Here is a 17,935-nt window from a genome sequence, read left to right on the forward strand (position 1 = left end):
CTAGGCTCAGGACCTATTAATTTATTGAACTGAGCGGTGTTCCGTGATTCACAGTCTTACCGATGGAGGGTGGGCCTGTGAGTGATGTGTTTATGCTGTCTGAGAGCCAGATGAAGCGGATTGAGCCTTTTTTTCCTCTGGCGCACGGCGTGCCCCGCGTGGATGACCGGCGTGTTCTGAGCGGGATCGTTTATGTCATCCGTAACGGTCTTCAGTGGAAAGACGCTCCGAAAGCGTATGGTCCGCACAAGACTTTATACAACCGTTTTATCCGGTGGAGCCGTCTGGGTGTCTTTGACCGGATATTTGTTGCCCTGACAGAGCAGGCTGGCCGTTCGAAGCGTCTGATGATCGATGCAACACACCTCAAGGCACACCGGACAGCGGCGTCCCTGCTCAAAAAAGGGCTTTTCCCCGGCATATCGGACGGACAAAAGGCGGCCTGAACTCAAAACTTCATGCCGTGTGCGATGATCAGGGCCGACCTGTCCGCCTTCATCTGACTGCTGGACAGGTCAGTGATTTCAAAGGTGCTGATGTTTTGCTGGCGGACCTGCCGGATGAGACAGAGGAAGTCATCGGAGATCGGGGATACGACAGCAATAAGATCAGACAGTCTCTCGCAAACCGGAACATCACCGCCTGTATTCCACCAAAGAAAAACAGGAAATCAAAGCCACCTTACAATTGGCATCAGTATAAAAAGCGCCATCTGATCGAAAACATGTTCGCAAAGCTGAAAGACTGGCGACGGGTGGCAACACGATACGACCGCTGCGCTCATACATTCATGTCCGCAATCTACATCGCAGCAAGCTTCATCTTCTATCTTAAAGAATGAGTCCTGAGCCTAAAACCCCGCTAAGTCAACGGCTTAGCGGGGTTTTGCTATGCGTAAATTGAGGTCATCTTCTGGAGAACTGTTTAATTACAGAGACTTAGGCAGGGTAAGTTCAAAGCGGGGGTATCATACCGTGCAACCACTTGCGATTATCCGCATTGACGTGAGCTGCTGTTACAATCACGCTCAGAAGCGAATGTGATTTTAGCTTCTGGATTGATGACCGACCTTATTCGAGACCTTATCCTTCGCTGGCGGGACGATCCGGCAGGGGCTTATCAGAGCTGGTTTCTGTGGGACGAGCGTATCAAGAACTTTCGCTCTATCCGCCGCGGTCTGCAGCAGGTCGTTGCCGAGATTGCCGGGGGCACATTCGGGGTCGCCTATCGTGGCTCATCCCTGGAAACGGTCGTCCATTCAATTGCTGAACAGCGTCAGATTTTCAAGGGAGCGAATCATGCGTTCCTTTGGAAGCCGAAGCTACGCATTCCCGATATCTACGAAAATCCTGCCAACCAGAAAGCATTCGGGCAGCTTCTCGAGACCTGTCTGTGCTGCAATACCGAAGTGCATGTGGTCTCGGCCGTTCATGCAATCGATGCCCGGAAGATAAAAGGGCTGGGACCAGCCGTCGCCAACCTGCTGTATTTCCTACATCCCACGATCATGCCGCCTTTCAATACGGCGATCGTGAACGGCTATAATTCCTTGACCGGATCAAAGGTGAAGCTGAGGCGATGGGAGGAATATCTTGCGATGCGGCAGGGTATCCTGAAGCTGAATGCGACCTACCGTTTGCTGCTGTCTAATGATCTGGGCGCTATTGGAGGACTGCTGTTTGATCTTGGAAGTGGACGCTATTCAGCACCGCCTCTTGAGGACGACGAAACAGCGCGGAAACTCTGGGAAGCCGATCTTCACCAGGTGAGGGAGCAGAGCGCAAAAGAGGCCCGGATCCTCGCTGCGGAGCGGGAAACGGATCATACCCATACCCAGATTCAGGGCTGGCTTCGCGATCTGGGACTTTCCCTGGGGTATGATGTCTGGATTGCGGCCAATGACCGCAGTCGTCCATGGCAGGATGGCAAGCTGGGGGATGGCTGCCTGTCGGTATTGCCGGGCTTCACGGCGGAAACGCAGGGAGCGGAATCCGTGCGCCTGATCGATGTCCTGTGGCTGGACCAGGAAAGCCACAAGATCGTTGCGGCATTCGAGGTCGAGCATTCAACGACCATCTATTCCGGCATCGTGCGGATGTTGGATCTTGCTCTCGGGTCGGAGGCGCAGGCTCTGGAGGGCCTGTTCCTTGTGGCACCGGACAAGCGAGAAGCCGATGTGCGGGAACAGTTGAGACGGCCGGCGTTCAGAAGGATTGCCGATCTGAAAGTCCGGTATCTGTCTTATGGGGCGCTGGAGAAGGATCGTGAGGCAATTGAGCGCTTTGGTCACGGACTGAAGCCTATTCAGGCCATATCCCATCTCCTTACCCCAGCATGATAGTGATGACAGGCATGGCAGGAGAGGGATATGCCCACTATCGAGCAGTGATAAGGAAAAATAACCATTCATACTGCCGGTAATTTTGACAGTATCATATGTGCTGCCTCCAGATGTGATTCAGGTCAAAACGAAAGTATTCTATAAATGACGGTCTTTAAACTCATTGAACTGTGTATCTTTTACGCTCAGAACTAACTCTTTGGCCGAGTGCTTTTTAAGAAGATTTGATGATGGAAAACATTAACAATCAGGTTCTTTCAGTGCGTCAACTTCTGGCTTTGACGCAACTTTCTATCCCGACGTATCAACGTCCTTATCGCTGGGGAGCGCGAAATATAGCCGATCTCTTTACCGATTTGGCTACTCATCAAAATAAGAGCGCCTATCGATTGGGCTCTGTGGTATTTTATCAGCACACAGATAAAGACGAAAAACTCGATATTGTCGATGGTCAGCAACGAACTCTGACTTTGATGTTGACTGTCAAGGTGCTGATTGAGGTGCTGGACGAAGAAAGTAGAGACGGCAAGAAGCAAGCAACCAAATTCCAGCGCCAAGATATTCGACAACAACTTGAGGCATTAAGGGAGCCCATCGGTGCGTTTATGGAGCGGACGCGTTTTTCTAGCCGCGATTCAGAGGTAAACCTCAGACGAAATTATCTAGAGTTGCATCGGAGGGTGGCCCGCTCGGAATTTGATGAGCAGAAAATCGATTTCCTACTCAATAAATGTCAGGTGGTCTGCTTTGTCCTCGAGGATATTTCCGAGGCGTTTCAGTTCTTTGATTCGCAAAATGCCCGAGGGCGCGATTTGGCACCTCACGATCTGCTCAAGGCATTCCATCTGCGCGAATTTGCCGAGCACGAGGCCTACCGCAAGGCAGAGGCCGTTGCTCATTGGGAACGCCTGCCCAGCAACGAACTGGCCCATCTATTTGCCTTCTATCTTTATCGAGTGCGTCAGTGGGCCGAGGGCAAGTCAGCGCGCTACTTTGGTAAAGGGAATGTGAAGATCTTCAAAGGGGTCAATCTCGAGCGGGTAGGTCACTTTCCTTATGTAGAGTCACTTCGTATCGCCCACCATTTTGTTGACGATTACAATAGCCAATATCAGCGCAAGATAGATGGCCAGCGCATGGTTTTCCCGTTTCATCTCGACCAGATGATCATTAATGGTCGACGCTTCTTTGAGATGGCCGAGCACTATCAGAAGCTCGTGGCTGCAATTGTGGCTCAGGAAACTGCCTCTACTCAGGAACAACCAGCTATGCTGCTTGATGACGCGCTGACGAAGCAAGCAGGCAAAGTGCTCTTTACCTTGAATCACTATGCACGTCGTCATCGTACAGGCGATCGCTATGTGCGGGCCATGTTTGACTGCGCTCTGATCTTCTATATCGACAAGTTTGGCAGCCAAGGGCTGTCGTTGGCCATTGAGAAATGCTTTATCTGGGCCTATCGCTGTCGTATTCGTCAGCAGGTGGTGCAGCTGGCAACCATGGATAATTATGTGCTGGAGCACAACCTGATCCGTGCCATTCGTGATGCTCATCAGCCTTCTGATCTGCAGGCGTTCTATTTGCCAAACATAAGTAGAAGAGAAAACAAGAACAATTGTAACGGCAATAAAGATGAGCTGGTCGAATTATTTCAGGAAATGAATTACTATGTCTGACGCAATTGTTCGTCCGTTCTCCATCCGTGCGTTGCTGGAAGATAGTGCCCGTTATGTGGTGCCCATGTATCAGCGCAACTATGCCTGGGGCGAAGGGGAAATCACTCAATTGTTGCAGGATGTGCTCGATTATCAGAGTAAGAAAAATATAGAAGGCACAAATCAGACTTACTATATTGGTACCTTGGTACCTTGGTAGCTTACGCTCGGGCCGACGGTACCTTTGAGGTAATTGACGGCCAGCAGCGCTTCACGACCCTTTCCCTTCTGGCGATTTGGCTCAAAAACCAGAAGAATAGGACCTTAGATATGAGTTGGTATCGAGAATGTAACCTCTCTTTTGAAAGTCGTCCGGTTTCGAGCCATACTTTCGAGTATTTATGGAAGGGTGTTGAACTCTACCGTTTACGGGGGAATGCCTTTAACGAAGGTTTGGTGAATGGCTTTGAACTGATCAATAAAGCTTCGACCGAGCTTGGTCTGGTCGGCACAAAATTGACGGCTTTTTGTGAATATTTATTCAAGAACGTCCAGATTTCTCGTATCGAAGTGCCCAAGGATACAGATCTCAATCACTTCTTCGAAGCGATGAACAACCGCGGTGAGCAGTTGGAAAAGCACGAGGTGGTTAAGGCCAGGATGATGGAGGTGTTGAACCGGATTCCTGAAGTAGAAACACGTCGCCAGGATATCTATGTACTCGGGCGGGTATGGGATGCCTGCGCCAATATGGAACGCTATATTCAATACGGTTTTACACCTGCTGAACGTCATAGCCTGTTTGCCGAAAATGACTGGGGGCAGTTTATACCTCAGGATTTTGAGTGCCTGCGCAGTCTGCTGACTTTCTCTTGTAGTGCGAACTCAGAGGACAAAACGGAGGATTGCCCCTTCACGGCTAACCACGGACGCACCCTATTGGCCATTTTGCACGACGATACGCTCGACGTGGTGAACAATGTTGAAGAGGAAAGTGCTGGCTCAGAGCGATTTAGCAGCGTCATTAATTTTTCCAACTTTTTGCTTCATGTATTGAGGCTCGTAAGTCGAGGTCCCGCCAACACGGAAGGCGTACCGCTTGATGATAAGCAACTGATCGATCAGTTTGAGTTGCGCGTGATGCAGCAGGCCGATCCGGTAGCGGCTGTCCAGCGCTTTACCTATGCCCTGCTAAAAACCAAGTACCTGTTTGATCAGTTTATCATCAAGCGTGAGTTTGTGGATGGCAAGGATGCCTGGAGCCTTAAACGGCTGCATTGGTATTCAAAAGACAGTGTCAGCTATATCAATACATTTGATGATAATGATGGTGGTTTTAGAGGTATTAATAGACGTATATTGATGCTATTATCGGCATTTCATGTATCGACTCCTACGTTGGTTTACAAACACTGGCTTAATGGAGCCTTACGCTATCTGTTCGATAACTTTAATCCGGAGAATCCGGTAAGGGCAGATGCCTATCTTGGCTATCTAGAGTGTCAGGCGCAACGCTTTGTCTTCCAGCGTTTTTTGGCGCTAGGCGAATCAGCTTCCTATTATCAAATGATTTACGGCGATCCTTCCATTTTGCCTCAGATCGTAGTTAATGAGCAATGGCGGGAGATGGTCCAATCCAAATTATGTTATGGTCATATTGAGAACAATTTTGTCTTTAACTTCCTAGACTACCTTTTGTGGATAAAAGAGCGTGGCAAAGGTAAAAATTCTGATCAAGTGATTAACTTTTTTGAGTTTACCTTCCGAAGCTCGGTGGAGCATTTTTCCCCCCAGCATCCTATGAATGGTTATAAAACGGTAGAGAATGTTGCACTTCATGCTTTTGGAAATCTTTGCTTGATTAGCCATAGCAAGAATTCGCGCCTGAGTAATTTTCAGCCTCAACAGAAGCTGGAACATTTTGAGGTAAGTCTTGGCAATGGCCAGATCGATAGCTTGAAACTGCTCTCGATGATCGAGTTGATGAAAGCAAGAGGACGCTGGCAAGAGGCCGAAATTTCAGAACATCAGAACAAAATGATTGACGTACTGGCTGAGTCGCTCCGGCATTTTTCGTCATTTCAAACGAGAGGGTCGCTTTGAGTTGATCAGAAAATAGTTCCTTGAGCGCGAGACAGAATGTCAGAAAAATCACCTGACTATCCTTCGGGGCGTGAGCAAGAATATTTTCCCCTGTTGTGAAGTGTAAGCGAACATGGCTCTGAATAAACAAACACTCCGTTTGACGAGGGCAGGGGGGGGGGATGGATTTCAGTGATGGAGTTAAGCGCAGGCGGAAAAAAGTGCATTAAAACAGCTTATTAATCCCGCTTTGCTCTCAACTTGCGATTGCTGCAATTTGAGAGCCAATCCTGCCCCTGCAACCAACGATACTTGCAATACGAACGCATCATAAACCCTAACCCGGAAACGGGCTGGGGCTTTTGTGCGTCTGCCCGGAATACGGAGTATTTATCGGGATTATGCAGCAATTAACGCGGATAATCATGATATGGTTAGAGGCGTGTTTGTCTCTAATGGCTGGAACCACTTTGCATGGCTGTGCGTAGTGTCTGAATATTCGGTCAGATGTCATCTTTTAGACGACGTTTGATAGCTGCATCGGTGTTTGTGGTTCATATTCAGAAAGCGTTCGAAGGAGATGGTTATGACGGATGAGACGAAAACAATTCATACGACTGAATCGGGTATCGCTGTCTCCAGTGACGAACATTCTCTGACAGTTGGTGCGGATGGTCCGATCCTGTTGCACGACCACTATTTGATTGAACAGATGGCGGCGTTCAATCGCGAGATGATCCCGGATCGCCAGCCGCATGCTAAGGGAAGTGGCGCGTTTGGCCGGTTTGAAGTCACCCAAGACGTCAGCCGATATACCTCGGCGAAATTTCTTCAGCTTGGTGTGGTGACTGAAGTTGTAGCGCGATTTTCAACAGTTGCCGGCGAAGCTGGAAGTCCGGACACATGGCGCGATCCCCGCGGTTTTGCTCTGAAATTTTATACTGAAGATGGCAATTTCGATATGGTCGGCAATAACACGCCGGTCTTCTTCGTGCGCGATCCCCTCAAGTTCCAGCACTTTATTCACTCGCAGAAACGCCGCGTCGATAATGGTTTGCGCGATAACGACATGCAGTGGGATTTCTGGACACTGAGCCCAGAGACCGCGCATCAGGTAACGTGGCTGATGGGTGACCGCGGCATTCCGGCTAGCTGGCGTCATATGGACGGGTTTTCCAGTCATACCTATTTGTGGGTGAATGCGACCGGAGAGCGCTTCTGGGTCAAATATCACTTCAAAACCGATCAGGGCATCAAGTGTCTGACGCAGGAGCAGGCAGGTCAGCTTGCAGGCACTGACGCCGATTATCACCGGCGCGATCTTCATACGGCGATCAAACGTGGTGAGCATCCGAGCTGGACGCTCAAGATGCAAATCATGTCGTATGAAGAGGCCAAGACCTATCACATTAATCCGTTCGATCTGACCAAGGTCTGGCCGCAGGGCGAATATCCCCTGATTGAGGTCGGCAAACTGACATTAGACCGCAATCCGACGGATTTTCACTCCCAGATCGAACAACTCGCGTTCGAGCCGAATAATTTCGTGTCGGGAACCGGACTGTCCCCTGACAAGATGCTGCTGGGGCGTTCGTTCGCTTATGCGGATGCACATCGGGCACGGCTGGGCGTGAACTACAAACAAATCCCGGTCAACGCGCCGAAACGCCCTGTTCACGGCTATATCAAGGGAGGGGCGATGCGGATGCGCGAGGCACGCGATCCGGTATATGTTCCGAACTCAAAGGGTGGTCCCGTTGCCGACGCGCAGCGCTTTCCGGAAAGTGCGGTCTGGGCGGCAGATGGCGACTTCGTGCGTGCGGCTTATACATTGCGTCCGGACGATAATGATTTCAGTCAGGCCAATGCTCTGATTAACCACGTTATGGACGATGCGGCGCGCGACCGACTTGTGAATAATATTGTCGGCCATGTGTTGCAGGGCGTTGAAGAACCCGTCCTGTCGCGAGTGTTCGAATACTGGTCGAAAATCGATGCGACCATCGGATCACGGGTGAAAGACGGTGTGCTTTCCAAACGGACTGCACATTAAGACTGTTTGACGTTGGGGTCTCGACGCATGGCCTGAGGCGGTGGAAGCTGCAGCCGTTTTTCCACAAGTTTTTGGAACCGGAGATTTATTATGTCTCGTCCGCCACTGCCGCCTTTCAATGCCGAGACCGCCGCGCTTAAGACACGGTTGGCCGAAGATGCGTGGAATAGTCGTAACCCGCAAAAAGTCGCGCTTGCGTATAGTCCTGACAGTCAGTGGCGCAATCGGGAGGTATTCGTACAAGGGAGAGAAGAGATCGTCTCTTTCCTGACTCACAAATGGGCATGTGAGCATGAGTATCGGCTTATCAAAGAAGTCTGGGCGTTTTGGGGGAACAGGATAGCAGTACGCTTTGCCTATGAGTGGCATAATGCCGAGGGACAGTGGTTCCGGTCTTACGGCAACGAAAACTGGGAGTTCGATGAAAACGGTCTGATGAAACGGCGTTTTGCCGCGATCAATGATTTGCCGATTGAAGCCGGTGCTCGGCTGTTTCATTGGCCACAAGGAAGACGGCCGGATGATCATCCGGGTCTTTCGGATCTGAGGCTTTGAAGGGATACATTGCAGTCGACTAAAAAAGCCTGCGAGTTTTCAGGAATTTAGGAGAATTCGGTTTAGAGGGGAAAGAGGGCGCTGAATCATGCAGCCACTTGCGATTATTCCCAAAGTGGGTTTTGTGGAACCTCCTCCGTGACATGCTCAGAAACCGGCAGCGTGTGGCGAACTGCTGGTGTCAGGGATTGTTGATATGAGGTTACCGGATTTCGAAGCCTGGGCCATTTTCGCCAAAGTGGCTGAACGCGGTTCTTTCGTACGGGCAGCCGAAGAGCTTCAGCTTTCCAAACCGACGATTTCGAAAGCCGTCAGTCGTCTGGAGCAGTCTCTGGGTGTGGCGTTGTTCAGCCGGAATTCGCGACAGATGTCCGTGACGGAGACAGGTCGTATGCTGCTGGGGCATGCGAACCGGATTCTTGCTGAAGCAGAAGCTGCTGAAAGCGAAGCCCGTGGAGGCACTCATCGTCCTTCAGGCCTGATTCGGGTTGCTGCTCCCATGACGTTTGGAATCAGACATCTTTCCCCCGCTCTTCCGGCCTTTTTGGAGAAATATCCGGATATCGACATCACCGTGGACTTTAGTGATTCCCTCGTTGATCTCGTGGCTGAAGGTTACGATCTGGCTTTGAGGATTGCATCTCTGGCTGATTCTTCTCTGCGCGCCCGGCATCTTTGTGGCGTCCGCCTCCTTCTGGTCGCAACGCCGGAGTATCTGGATAGTATTGGACGTCCGACGCATCCGCGTGATCTCGAAGGGCAGAAAAGCTTCGTTTATACAAATACGTCCGCCCCCGGTACATTGCGCCTGACCTCCACAAAAACCGGTGAGGACTATGTGCTGTCTCAGGCTTCGCGCTTTCGGGCAGATAATGCAGAGGCTTTTCTGCCGGCCCTGAAAGCGCATCTGGGGTTTGGTCTGTTTCCCGAATTCATGGTCTGGGATGGCATGCAGGATGGTCGGTTTGAACAGATACTGCCGGACTGGGATGCCGCAAGCATTGCGCTTTATCTCGTGACATCCAGCAGTACGCTCCGTCCTTTCCGGGTCAACGCCTTGATGGACCATCTGGTCTCGGCGTTTGAACACCCGCCCTGGGCCAACACGACCGCATGAGGTTTGGCCAGAAAGATTGCGGACTTATCGACGCAGGGCGTCCACAGAGAAACGACCGGCCCCTGAAGTAGCAAGGGCGAGAAGGCCGCCTGCAATACTGAAATTCTTGTAAAAATGGATCCACATATCGTAACGGACCATACCATCAAACGTCCAGTAATGATGCCCGATGAACGCGGTGACGATCGTATAGACAGCCAGAAGAATGGAAAGCGGCGTCGTTAGGAAACCGGCGACAAGAGCCAGTCCGATACCGAGTTCGGTCGTGATGGCGATAATAGCGGACACTGTTGGAACCGGGGCACCTGTGCTGGTCATATATCCTACGGTTCCTTCAAAGCCCGTCAGTTTGCTCCATCCCATCAAAACGAACAAAAGGGCCAGAAGGATGCGTGAGGCGAGAAGAACCTGATCGCGTGGAAAGGACATGTTCATCGGTTTGTCTTTCGTGTTTGAAAGTATCTGACATTCAGCCGGAATTTTGCAGGACTGCTCTTCGGGGCTGTTGATGTCTGTTTTAGCGGCGCTTCATGTGCCAATAAATGGAAATGATAGAAATATTATGTTTCTATATTTTTATTGAAAAGGCCGCGTCCATTCCGTCAGCCGAAGGACGCAGCAATGAATTCTGTTACTGATGCGGCGATGACCCAGACGTCTGGTTTGCGGTAACATCGATGTTTACACCCACCTGAAGCGCAACCCACTGCCCAGTAGCCCACGGGCCCTGACCAACGCCGAAGGTGGAGCGGATCAGATCAAGATGGCCTTTGGCGTGAGCTGTCTGGCCACTGATGTCGAGTGTGAAAGGCAGGGCTTCGGGTTTGCTGACGCCACGGATCGTCAGCGTTCCAACAGCTTCGTACGCATTGCCGCCTTTGGCCCGGAAGCTGCGGGCTTCAAATGTCGCAGTCGGGAAGCTGGCCACATTGAACCAGTCACTTCCCGGCATGGCCCCATCACGCTGTTTGTCCGCTGTTGTGGCGCTTGCAACATCGATCGTGATTTTCGCATGTCCCTCTTCGGGATGAGCCGGGTCGAAAGAGATGGTTCCGTCGAATTTTCCGAAATGTCCCGTAAAGGCATTTCCGGTCTGTGTTCCCGAAAAACCGATCGTGCTGTGAGCCGGATCAATCGTCCAGTCTGCGGCGAGAACAGGTGTTGCGGCCAGAACGCTCATGGCGAACGCTGAAAAGGCTGCTTTTTTAAGGAAAGCCACGATGTCAGTCTCCGTGTTTGGGAAGAGATTTTCTGCCAATGGCAGGAAGCATCTGTCGCAGAATGTTATCGTTCAAAACGAAATGGTGACGCAGGGCAGCGGCGATGTGCAGAACAATCAACGCCAGCAGAAACCAGCCGCCCCAGTGATGCACCGCTTTCAGTGCGGCTTCGACGGGGGCCTTGTTCTGCAACGTTGAAAGCACCGGCAGATCGGGCCAGAGGATGGTGCCGTACAGCAGGGTTGGAATCCCCAGAGCGGACACCGACACCATGGCCCATCCGCTCAGCGGCATGAATATTTGCAGGCCGTACAGAGCAGCGTGCGTCAGATGGGCCGCCATGCGCTCGAGCCCCTTCATGTCACGGGGAAGCTCTGGGGGCCTGTGCGTCAAGCGCCAGACAATCCGCAGGGCAATAAGAATCATGACCGTAATACCGATCGACTTGTGAAGCTGGTACAGCTGAAAAACACGCATCGGATCAAGGGGCAGATGATCCATGACCAGCCCCATGACAATCAGGGTCAGGATCCCCGCAGCGATCAACCAGTGAAGGATGATCGCCACGCCCGTATATCGCGTGATCCCGCGGCTCTGCTTTGCGGGCGCTGTCATGAACTCAGCCCTGCTTTTCGAAAGCGCCAGCAATCCGCAGCTGCACGGCATCGCTGACATACGGGACATACATCTTCACGCCGAAATCGCTGCGCTTGATGGTGCCTGTGGCTTCAAAACCGGCTGTGTATTTCTTGTCGAGCGCGTTCACACCTGCGCCGATGAAATGAACCTTCAGCGTCTCAGGCTTCGTAACACCATGGAGCGTCAGATTGCCGGTGACGATGGCATCGGCTTTGCCCGTGCGGCGGACGGAGGTGGATTCAAACGTGGCGTTAGGATACTGCGCCGCATTGAACCACTGGTCGCCCTTGAGTTCTTCGGTCAGCTTGGCGCTGGTCGTCTGAACCGATCCAACCGGAATGCTCACGGAAAGATGGGATGCGGCCGGGTTTTTATCATTGAGGTCCAGCGTGCCGGAAACGTCGGAAAAGACGCCCTGATAGTTCGTGAACCCAAAATGCAGAACGGAAAAGCCAACCTGAGTGTGGCTGGGCTCAACGTCATAGGTGCCGGACTGCACCTGTTCCGGGGCCGTGACGACCTGAGCTCCTGCCGGATGCGGAATGACGGATGCAAATGTCAGGGCGGTGAGGGAAAGCAGAAAGAAAGAGGATTTCATGTCGGGTTCTCTGGTCAGAATGAAGAGGCAGGGACGGAGAAACAGGCCTTTGAAAGAGCCTGTCTTGCATCCTTGTTGACCAGAAAATTAAGTGAGAATTCTCGGGCAATAAATAAAAACAACAGAAACTCATTGTTTCCTGTTTTTACGCCATCGCCTCCTCCGAAGCCCCTAAATGACCAGTTGCCTCGATTTCCTGCATATCCATGGCCTGTTCCATTTCCCGCAGAACCCGGTCATGGATCTGCCCTGCATGATGCAGGCGCAGAATTTCCTCCCGGCCCGCTCCGATGGCTTTCAGAACGGCTTCATAATGGGCAATTTCCTCAGGACGATGCGTCGCGGTATCCTCCGCATACTGACGTGTCACATGCAGGCGATAGCGATATTGTTCCAGAAGACGCGGATGGCGCTCGCTCCCGTCCGGAAGACGGGACGCCTCTTCAATGGCACGAAGCTGCGCCTCGGCAACCGCAATCCAGGCTCGGTTTTCATCTGACTGGATAACACGTAGTTCTGACGCCCCGTTGATCCTGAGCAACCCGATCAGAGGCGCCAGTGTCGTCCCCTGAACCAGAACGGTGACCAGAATGGAGGCAAAGGCACAGGCCAGCGCCAGATCACGTCCGGGAAACCCTTCCGGAAGTGACAGGGCCGCCGTCAGGGTCACGACCCCTCGCATGGCCGCCCATCCCATAATCGTTGAAATGGCCACAGAGGGACGCGCGAACCGTTCCGGCCAGCGCCGACGCAACAGACCGACAATTCCGTCCGACGCGAAAAGCCACACAAACCGGGACAGGACCATCGCCACCAGTACGATCCCGACGGGATAGACGAGATGGTGCAGAATATCAGGTGTGCCTCGAAGACGGCCCAGAACACCCCGCAGGGAGAGCCCGATCAGAATGAACAGAACGGATTCCAACAGAAAGACGAGCACTTTCCAAAACGCATGAGACTGCAGGCGTGTTTCCGCATCAAAATCCCTGTGCTGATGCCAGCCCAGAACCAGTCCCGTAGCGACGGTGGCCAGAACACCCGAAACATGGAGATGGTCCGCACCGATATAGGACACTTCCGCCAGAAGGACCGTCGTAATGATAACCATGTCACTGTCGCGCAACCGACGGATGACAAACAACCCGAGAAACCCGACGACAAGACCAATCAGCACTCCGCCAACAGAGACGACACAGAATGTTGTCAGGGCCTGAAGCGGACGGAAAATTCCTGTCAGAGCAGCGACAACCCCAAAGCGGAACAGAACCAGCCCAGTCGCATCATTCAGCAGGCTCTCCCCCTGAAGCAGTGACGTGACCCGACCGGGTAACGACAGGCGCTCCAGAGCCGCTTCGGCTGCAACGGCATCGGGCGGAGAAACGATCGCGCCTAGCGTGAAGCACGCGGCCCATGGAAGGGCGGGAACGACGAGATGCGCCGCCACACCTACGGCTGCGGTCGTGAACGTCGTGGTGCCAACAGCCAGAAGCAGAATGCCGGACAGATTTTTCCGGAACTCCCGCCAGGCCGTAAACCATGCACTGCTCATCAGCAGGGGCGGAAGAAAGACAACCATGACCAGTTCGGGGTCGATCGTGACTTCAGGTGACCAGGGCGAAAGAGCAAGCCCCGTACCACCCAGAATGAATGCCGCCGCAGGAGGGAGCTTCAGTTTCCGCGATAACAGCTCAAGAATCAGGATGACAGTCAGAAGAAACAGAAAATACTCGTAACGCGCCGTATCAGACATGTTGCGTCCAGTGCTGGAGCTTGCTCGGGAAGAGAGGGATGTGATTTCGGATCTAGCACATCAAACGCGACACTGTTTCCAGTTCTCCGACCACTCCGGCAACGAAATCCGAAAAAGCCCGCGCCTTGGCACTCGTCAACCTGCCAGAAGGATAGACGACCCACAGATCAACAGGCGGCAAAGACCAGTTCGTCAGGCAGCGGACCACCGTTCCGCATTCCAGTTCCGGCAGGAACATCCAGTCCGCCGCAATGGTCAGACCCAGATCCGCAAGCACGGCGGCCCGGATTCCTTCGGCCGCACTCAGGTTCAGACGCGGGCTCAGTGTTGCACTTACGTCTTTTCCCTGCTGGTGGAAGACATATCTCCCCCCATCATCCCGCGCATAGGTGACAGCCTGATGCAGAGCAAGGTCTTCCGGCGTCTCCAGAACCAAGGACTGTTCCAGATACCTAGGCGTTGCAAGAACAGAGCGCCGCCCTCTCGCGAGGCGTTTTGCAATCATCGTGCTGTCGTTCAGAGGCCCCACACGAATGGCAATATCAATTCCTTCCGCCACCAGATCCACACGCCGGTCATCAAGTTCGATATCCATTTTCAGCCGGGGATGCTTCTTCAGAAAATCTCCAAGTCGGGGCACAATCTGAATCCGCCCAAAGGTTGTCGGAACCGCAACTCGGAGCCTTCCCTGCAAACTGAGCGTACTGTCACGCGCCGCGGCATCGGCGTCCTCCGCATCGGATACGATCCGGGCCACGCGCTCGAAATAGCGCTGTCCCGCATCTGTCGGTGTCAGACCATGCGCAGAGCGAAGCAGAAGCTGTACGCCCAACTGACGCTCAAGCTGCGCAACAGCCTTCGAGACTGCCGGCTGTCCGAGATGCATCAGCCGCGCCGCCGCAGAAAAAGAGCCACTTTCAACGACCCGTACGAAAACGGTCATGGCCTGAAGACGATCCATTTTATTATTCCGCTATGGAATTCTCTCTATACTGAAATGACGACTGCCAATCCAATACGGAAATCTCCATCCTCTGAAGCACGCCGCGGATGGCGCGTTTCACACAGGATTGTTTCCCATGACCAATCTTCTCTTTTCCCCGAAATTCGTAGGCTCTATGCGGCTTCAACACCGCATTGTCATGGCGCCCCTGACCAGAATGCGTTCCAGCATCGGCAATCTGCCCAACGACCTGATGCTCGAATACTATACTCAGCGCGCAACGCCGGGCGGTCTGCTCATTTCCGAGGCCTCTCCGGTTGCCCTGACGGGATATGGCTTTGAACGCGCTGCCGGCATTTACGATGACGCGCAGATCCCCGGCTGGAAACGCATCACGGATGCCGTCCATGCAAAAGGGGGACGTATGTTCCTGCAGCTCTGGCATGTCGGTCGTCAGTCCGCGCGTATTCTTCAGCCCGGTGGCGCAGCACCTCTTGCTCCATCTGCCATCAGAGCGGACGGCACGGCATGGACGCTCAACGGCACAGTCCCCTATGACATGCCCCGCGCTCTGGAACTTAATGAAATTCCATCCCTGATCGACACCTACCGTCAAGCCGCAACACGCGCGCTTCGGGCAGGATTTGACGGCGTGGAAATCCACGGCGCCAACGGCTATTTGCCCGATCAGTTTCTGCAGGACGGTACAAACAAGCGCACCGACGCCTATGGCGGCCCGATCGAAAACCGCGCGCGCTTTCTTCGGGAAATTACTCAGGCGGCCATAGACGTATGGGGTGCTGATCGCGTCGGCGTCCGACTCACACCAAGCGGATCTTACGGATCGATGTCCGACAGCAACAGACATGCCACGTTCAGTTATGCCGCCACGATGCTGGAAAACATGGACGTCGCCTACTTGCACATCGTTCAACCACGGATCGGCGCGGATGCAGAACCCGATCCGGTCGACGTGTCTGTCCTGCGTCCTCTGTTTTCTCGAACCATCATCGCAGCAGGCGGTTTCACAACCGAAAGCGCGGAAAGGCTTCTGGAATTCAAGGACGCAGACCTGATCGCATTCGGACGCGCTTTCATCGCCAATCCGGATCTGGTCTTGCGGCTGCGAAATCACTGGCCATTAAATCGATATGACCGTTCAACTTTTTATGGTGGGGACTGTCATGGCTATACGGACTATCCGGCGTTTAGAGAAAAATTGTAATTAAAGGACGTCATTTTTAATGTTTTGCCTTGGCAGACTTCAATGTTCATGACCTCCATTGTGAAACAATTTTTTAGAGGAGAATCGAAAACCCCTTTGATTTTGGATACGGCCCTATAATCCTTTAGCTACGATCGGCACACAAATACGCTTCATTTAACACTAAGGCAGACCATCGAAATATTTGTAAGAGCACGATCATGGAGATCCGGAGGTAAATTGACTGACGATATCCAAAACTAGTCTTTATCCTGAAAATTATAACATACCCACGCTGTGTTATAATAAAAATACATTACTATAAATTATTTCCGATTATTGTTTGGTTCGATTTTCCCAATAATTAAAATATATTATAAAGTTACTTAGTTACCGGTATGGTCACGATGGCTCCTGGTGGTTGTGTGGTTTTTGATAATTCTAAAAGCATTTGCGTAATTGTAAATGCTAATTTGCTTTTAAAATCTTTCCGGTCTATCCAGTAGTAATATTTATCATAGTATATAGAAACAAATGAATTTTCTATTTTTTTTCTGCCATATTTTATTTTTATGAGGGGTTTTTCTTCATAATCTAAATCCATAGATGTTCCGCCTGCTGAAAATTCATCTTCTGGAATATTTATTTGGTAGGCAACTTGACCCAGTATTGATAACATACTACGAGATAAAATATTGATTTCGCCTGGATTTGGGGTTCCAGAGCCATAAACGACTTCCATGCGTTTATAGTTAGGAGAGAAATTCAATAATTTTTTGGTGATTTGTGTAATTTTTTCTAAATTTGGATTCGATGTCGGATATATATTCAAAAAAACATGACTCGCTCCAGAGGGTTTCCCTTTAAATTTAGGAAATTGTTGAAGCTGAATCTCTAATAATCCTGATGCTTGAAGTAACCTTAAATCATGTATTAATTCGAAGAATTCATCGGTATTATAAATTGTATTATTGTCTACATCTCCGTTTCTTCTTGAGAAGGGTCTATTATTGCTCATTGAATTAATTGATTGAGCTGAAAGTTGCAATAAAATATCAATTGGTAACCCTCCCATCGCAAGAGGCAGCAAACTGGCTGGAGAAAGAGGACTCAAAAAACTGTGTGCGTAAGCATCGCCTGTCACGGGTTGAAAAGTAAACGTTGGGTTCTGTTGTAATTGCGTCGATACGCCACCGTTGGGGCGAATAGGAAAAGTGTCTGAGGCGACGCCGAGAAAGGCATTTTGTTGGAATTGATAGCCTGAAATTAATTGTGTTGTGTCTAGAAGACCTGGAGTATCGGCATATCTAAGCCTAATAAGATTTTGAAGAGTTTGTCTTTTATTTGATTCTATAATTGACACAGAATATTCGTCTTGATCTTTTCCTAGTCTTTGTGATCCTATACTGTAGCAACCACCAAGGCTAAAACAAAAAAACACAATAACTATTTTATCTAATTTTAACATAATCAATCCTAAAATATAGTAAATTTGATTTATGAATATATTTTGAGATGCTCATGAAATATAACCATAAATTATTGTCAAGGTCTTTTTATGTTTATTTGTAAATTTATTGAGAAAAATCTTATACTAACTTGTTGCTTTTCTATTGAAAATTAGATATCAAAATTATTAAGAGATGAGATGGATATTCATAATTCCTATGTATTGCAATATAATAAACTATCATAATTAACAATATTATTATATGTTGGGTATTTATATTTTAGCGCAATAAGTTTTTATAAAAATAATGGCTTATTGCGCTAAA

The 17,935-nt window shown here is 50.9% G+C and carries 16 protein-coding genes; 9 read left to right on the plus strand and 7 right to left on the minus strand.

Annotated elements, in window-relative coordinates; translation table 11 throughout:
- Nucleotides 1-77 precede the first annotated feature (77 nt).
- The 8 genes from JK213_RS09475 (at nucleotide 78) to JK213_RS09510 (ending at nucleotide 9,803) form a co-directional block, all read left to right on the plus strand.
- A protein-coding gene (locus JK213_RS09475; protein ID WP_194263529.1) for an IS5 family transposase occupies nucleotides 78-841 on the plus strand; the annotation gives its coding sequence in 2 pieces (ribosomal slippage) (nucleotides 78-411 and nucleotides 411-841; 765 coding nt in all).
- A gap of 219 nt (nucleotides 842-1,060) precedes the next feature.
- Nucleotides 1,061-2,338 carry a type II restriction endonuclease gene (locus JK213_RS09480; RefSeq protein WP_194262719.1) on the plus strand — a complete coding sequence of 426 codons (1,278 nt, stop codon included), beginning with the start codon at nucleotides 1,061-1,063 and terminating at the stop codon, nucleotides 2,336-2,338.
- Nucleotides 2,339-2,568: 230 nt separating this feature from the next.
- Nucleotides 2,569-4,017 carry a DUF262 domain-containing protein gene (locus JK213_RS09485; RefSeq protein ID WP_211571370.1) on the plus strand — a complete coding sequence of 483 codons (1,449 nt, stop codon included), beginning with the start codon at nucleotides 2,569-2,571 and terminating at the stop codon, nucleotides 4,015-4,017.
- Entirely contained in the window at nucleotides 4,010-4,216 is a 207-nt protein-coding gene (locus tag JK213_RS16080) for a DUF262 domain-containing protein (RefSeq protein ID WP_211571371.1), read from the plus strand. Before JK213_RS09485 ends, JK213_RS16080 begins: the two co-directional genes overlap by 8 nt.
- Nucleotides 4,210-6,099 (plus strand): DUF262 domain-containing protein, encoded by a 1,890-nt coding sequence (locus JK213_RS16085; RefSeq protein WP_211571372.1) that lies wholly within the window; start codon nucleotides 4,210-4,212, stop codon nucleotides 6,097-6,099. Before JK213_RS16080 ends, JK213_RS16085 begins: the two co-directional genes overlap by 7 nt.
- Before the next feature lie 565 nt (nucleotides 6,100-6,664).
- Nucleotides 6,665-8,131, plus strand: a complete 1,467-nt coding sequence (locus JK213_RS09500) for a catalase (RefSeq protein WP_194262721.1) — start codon at nucleotides 6,665-6,667, stop codon at nucleotides 8,129-8,131.
- A gap of 90 nt (nucleotides 8,132-8,221) precedes the next feature.
- A complete protein-coding gene (locus JK213_RS09505; RefSeq protein WP_194262722.1) occupies nucleotides 8,222-8,686 on the plus strand; it encodes a nuclear transport factor 2 family protein in 465 nt (154 codons plus the stop codon).
- Between the two features lie 196 nt (nucleotides 8,687-8,882).
- Nucleotides 8,883-9,803 (plus strand): LysR family transcriptional regulator, encoded by a 921-nt coding sequence (locus JK213_RS09510; RefSeq protein WP_194262723.1) that lies wholly within the window; start codon nucleotides 8,883-8,885, stop codon nucleotides 9,801-9,803.
- A gap of 24 nt (nucleotides 9,804-9,827) precedes the next feature.
- On the opposite strand, the gene JK213_RS09515 is transcribed toward JK213_RS09510, so the two are convergent.
- From JK213_RS09515 to JK213_RS09540, 6 genes are all read right to left on the minus strand, one after another.
- Nucleotides 9,828-10,238, minus strand: coding sequence for a DoxX family protein (locus JK213_RS09515; protein ID WP_211571373.1), 411 nt, complete (start codon nucleotides 10,236-10,238; stop codon nucleotides 9,828-9,830).
- A gap of 196 nt (nucleotides 10,239-10,434) precedes the next feature.
- Nucleotides 10,435-11,022, minus strand: a complete 588-nt coding sequence (locus tag JK213_RS09520) for a YceI family protein (protein ID WP_322783048.1) — start codon at nucleotides 11,020-11,022, stop codon at nucleotides 10,435-10,437.
- Nucleotides 11,023-11,026: 4 nt separating this feature from the next.
- Nucleotides 11,027-11,638 (minus strand): cytochrome b, encoded by a 612-nt coding sequence (locus JK213_RS09525; RefSeq protein WP_211571374.1) that lies wholly within the window; start codon nucleotides 11,636-11,638, stop codon nucleotides 11,027-11,029.
- A gap of 4 nt (nucleotides 11,639-11,642) precedes the next feature.
- The gene (locus tag JK213_RS09530; protein ID WP_211571375.1) at nucleotides 11,643-12,260 is read right to left on the minus strand and encodes a YceI family protein; all 618 of its coding nucleotides are present in this window, start codon (nucleotides 12,258-12,260) and stop codon (nucleotides 11,643-11,645) included.
- Nucleotides 12,261-12,405: 145 nt separating this feature from the next.
- The gene (locus JK213_RS09535; protein ID WP_211571376.1) at nucleotides 12,406-14,013 is read right to left on the minus strand and encodes a Na+/H+ antiporter; all 1,608 of its coding nucleotides are present in this window, start codon (nucleotides 14,011-14,013) and stop codon (nucleotides 12,406-12,408) included.
- A 52-nt stretch (nucleotides 14,014-14,065) separates the two neighbouring features.
- Nucleotides 14,066-14,974, minus strand: a complete 909-nt coding sequence (locus JK213_RS09540) for a LysR family transcriptional regulator (RefSeq protein ID WP_194262728.1) — start codon at nucleotides 14,972-14,974, stop codon at nucleotides 14,066-14,068.
- A gap of 118 nt (nucleotides 14,975-15,092) precedes the next feature.
- On the opposite strand from JK213_RS09540, the gene JK213_RS09545 reads away from it, so the two are divergent.
- A complete protein-coding gene (locus JK213_RS09545) occupies nucleotides 15,093-16,181 on the plus strand; it encodes an alkene reductase (RefSeq protein ID WP_194262729.1) in 1,089 nt (362 codons plus the stop codon).
- Nucleotides 16,182-16,542: 361 nt separating this feature from the next.
- Here the strand turns inward: JK213_RS09545 and JK213_RS09550 are convergent, their stop codons facing one another.
- The gene (locus JK213_RS09550) at nucleotides 16,543-17,628 is read right to left on the minus strand and encodes a hypothetical protein (RefSeq protein ID WP_194262730.1); all 1,086 of its coding nucleotides are present in this window, start codon (nucleotides 17,626-17,628) and stop codon (nucleotides 16,543-16,545) included.
- Nucleotides 17,629-17,935: the final 307 nt, after the last annotated feature.

This window comes from Gluconobacter sp. Dm-44, from assembly GCF_018256175.1.
GTDB classification, from domain to species: Bacteria; Pseudomonadota; Alphaproteobacteria; order Acetobacterales; family Acetobacteraceae; genus Gluconobacter; species Gluconobacter cadivus.

Coding starts and splice junctions, on each gene's coding strand:
- JK213_RS09535 (WP_211571376.1), bottom strand. CDS start 14,013: ATGTCTGATACGGCGCGTTACGAGTATTTTCTGTTTCTTCTGACTGTC.
- JK213_RS09500 (WP_194262721.1), top strand. CDS start 6,665: ATGACGGATGAGACGAAAACAATTCATACGACTGAATCGGGTATCGCT.
- JK213_RS09510 (WP_194262723.1), top strand. CDS start 8,883: ATGAGGTTACCGGATTTCGAAGCCTGGGCCATTTTCGCCAAAGTGGCT.
- JK213_RS09525 (WP_211571374.1), bottom strand. CDS start 11,638: ATGACAGCGCCCGCAAAGCAGAGCCGCGGGATCACGCGATATACGGGC.
- JK213_RS09530 (WP_211571375.1), bottom strand. CDS start 12,260: ATGAAATCCTCTTTCTTTCTGCTTTCCCTCACCGCCCTGACATTTGCA.
- JK213_RS09540 (WP_194262728.1), bottom strand. CDS start 14,974: ATGGATCGTCTTCAGGCCATGACCGTTTTCGTACGGGTCGTTGAAAGT.
- JK213_RS09515 (WP_211571373.1), bottom strand. CDS start 10,238: ATGAACATGTCCTTTCCACGCGATCAGGTTCTTCTCGCCTCACGCATC.
- JK213_RS09550 (WP_194262730.1), bottom strand. CDS start 17,628: ATGTTAAAATTAGATAAAATAGTTATTGTGTTTTTTTGTTTTAGCCTT.
- JK213_RS09480 (WP_194262719.1), top strand. CDS start 1,061: ATGACCGACCTTATTCGAGACCTTATCCTTCGCTGGCGGGACGATCCG.
- JK213_RS09485 (WP_211571370.1), top strand. CDS start 2,569: ATGATGGAAAACATTAACAATCAGGTTCTTTCAGTGCGTCAACTTCTG.
- JK213_RS09505 (WP_194262722.1), top strand. CDS start 8,222: ATGTCTCGTCCGCCACTGCCGCCTTTCAATGCCGAGACCGCCGCGCTT.
- JK213_RS09545 (WP_194262729.1), top strand. CDS start 15,093: ATGACCAATCTTCTCTTTTCCCCGAAATTCGTAGGCTCTATGCGGCTT.
- JK213_RS16080 (WP_211571371.1), top strand. CDS start 4,010: ATGTCTGACGCAATTGTTCGTCCGTTCTCCATCCGTGCGTTGCTGGAA.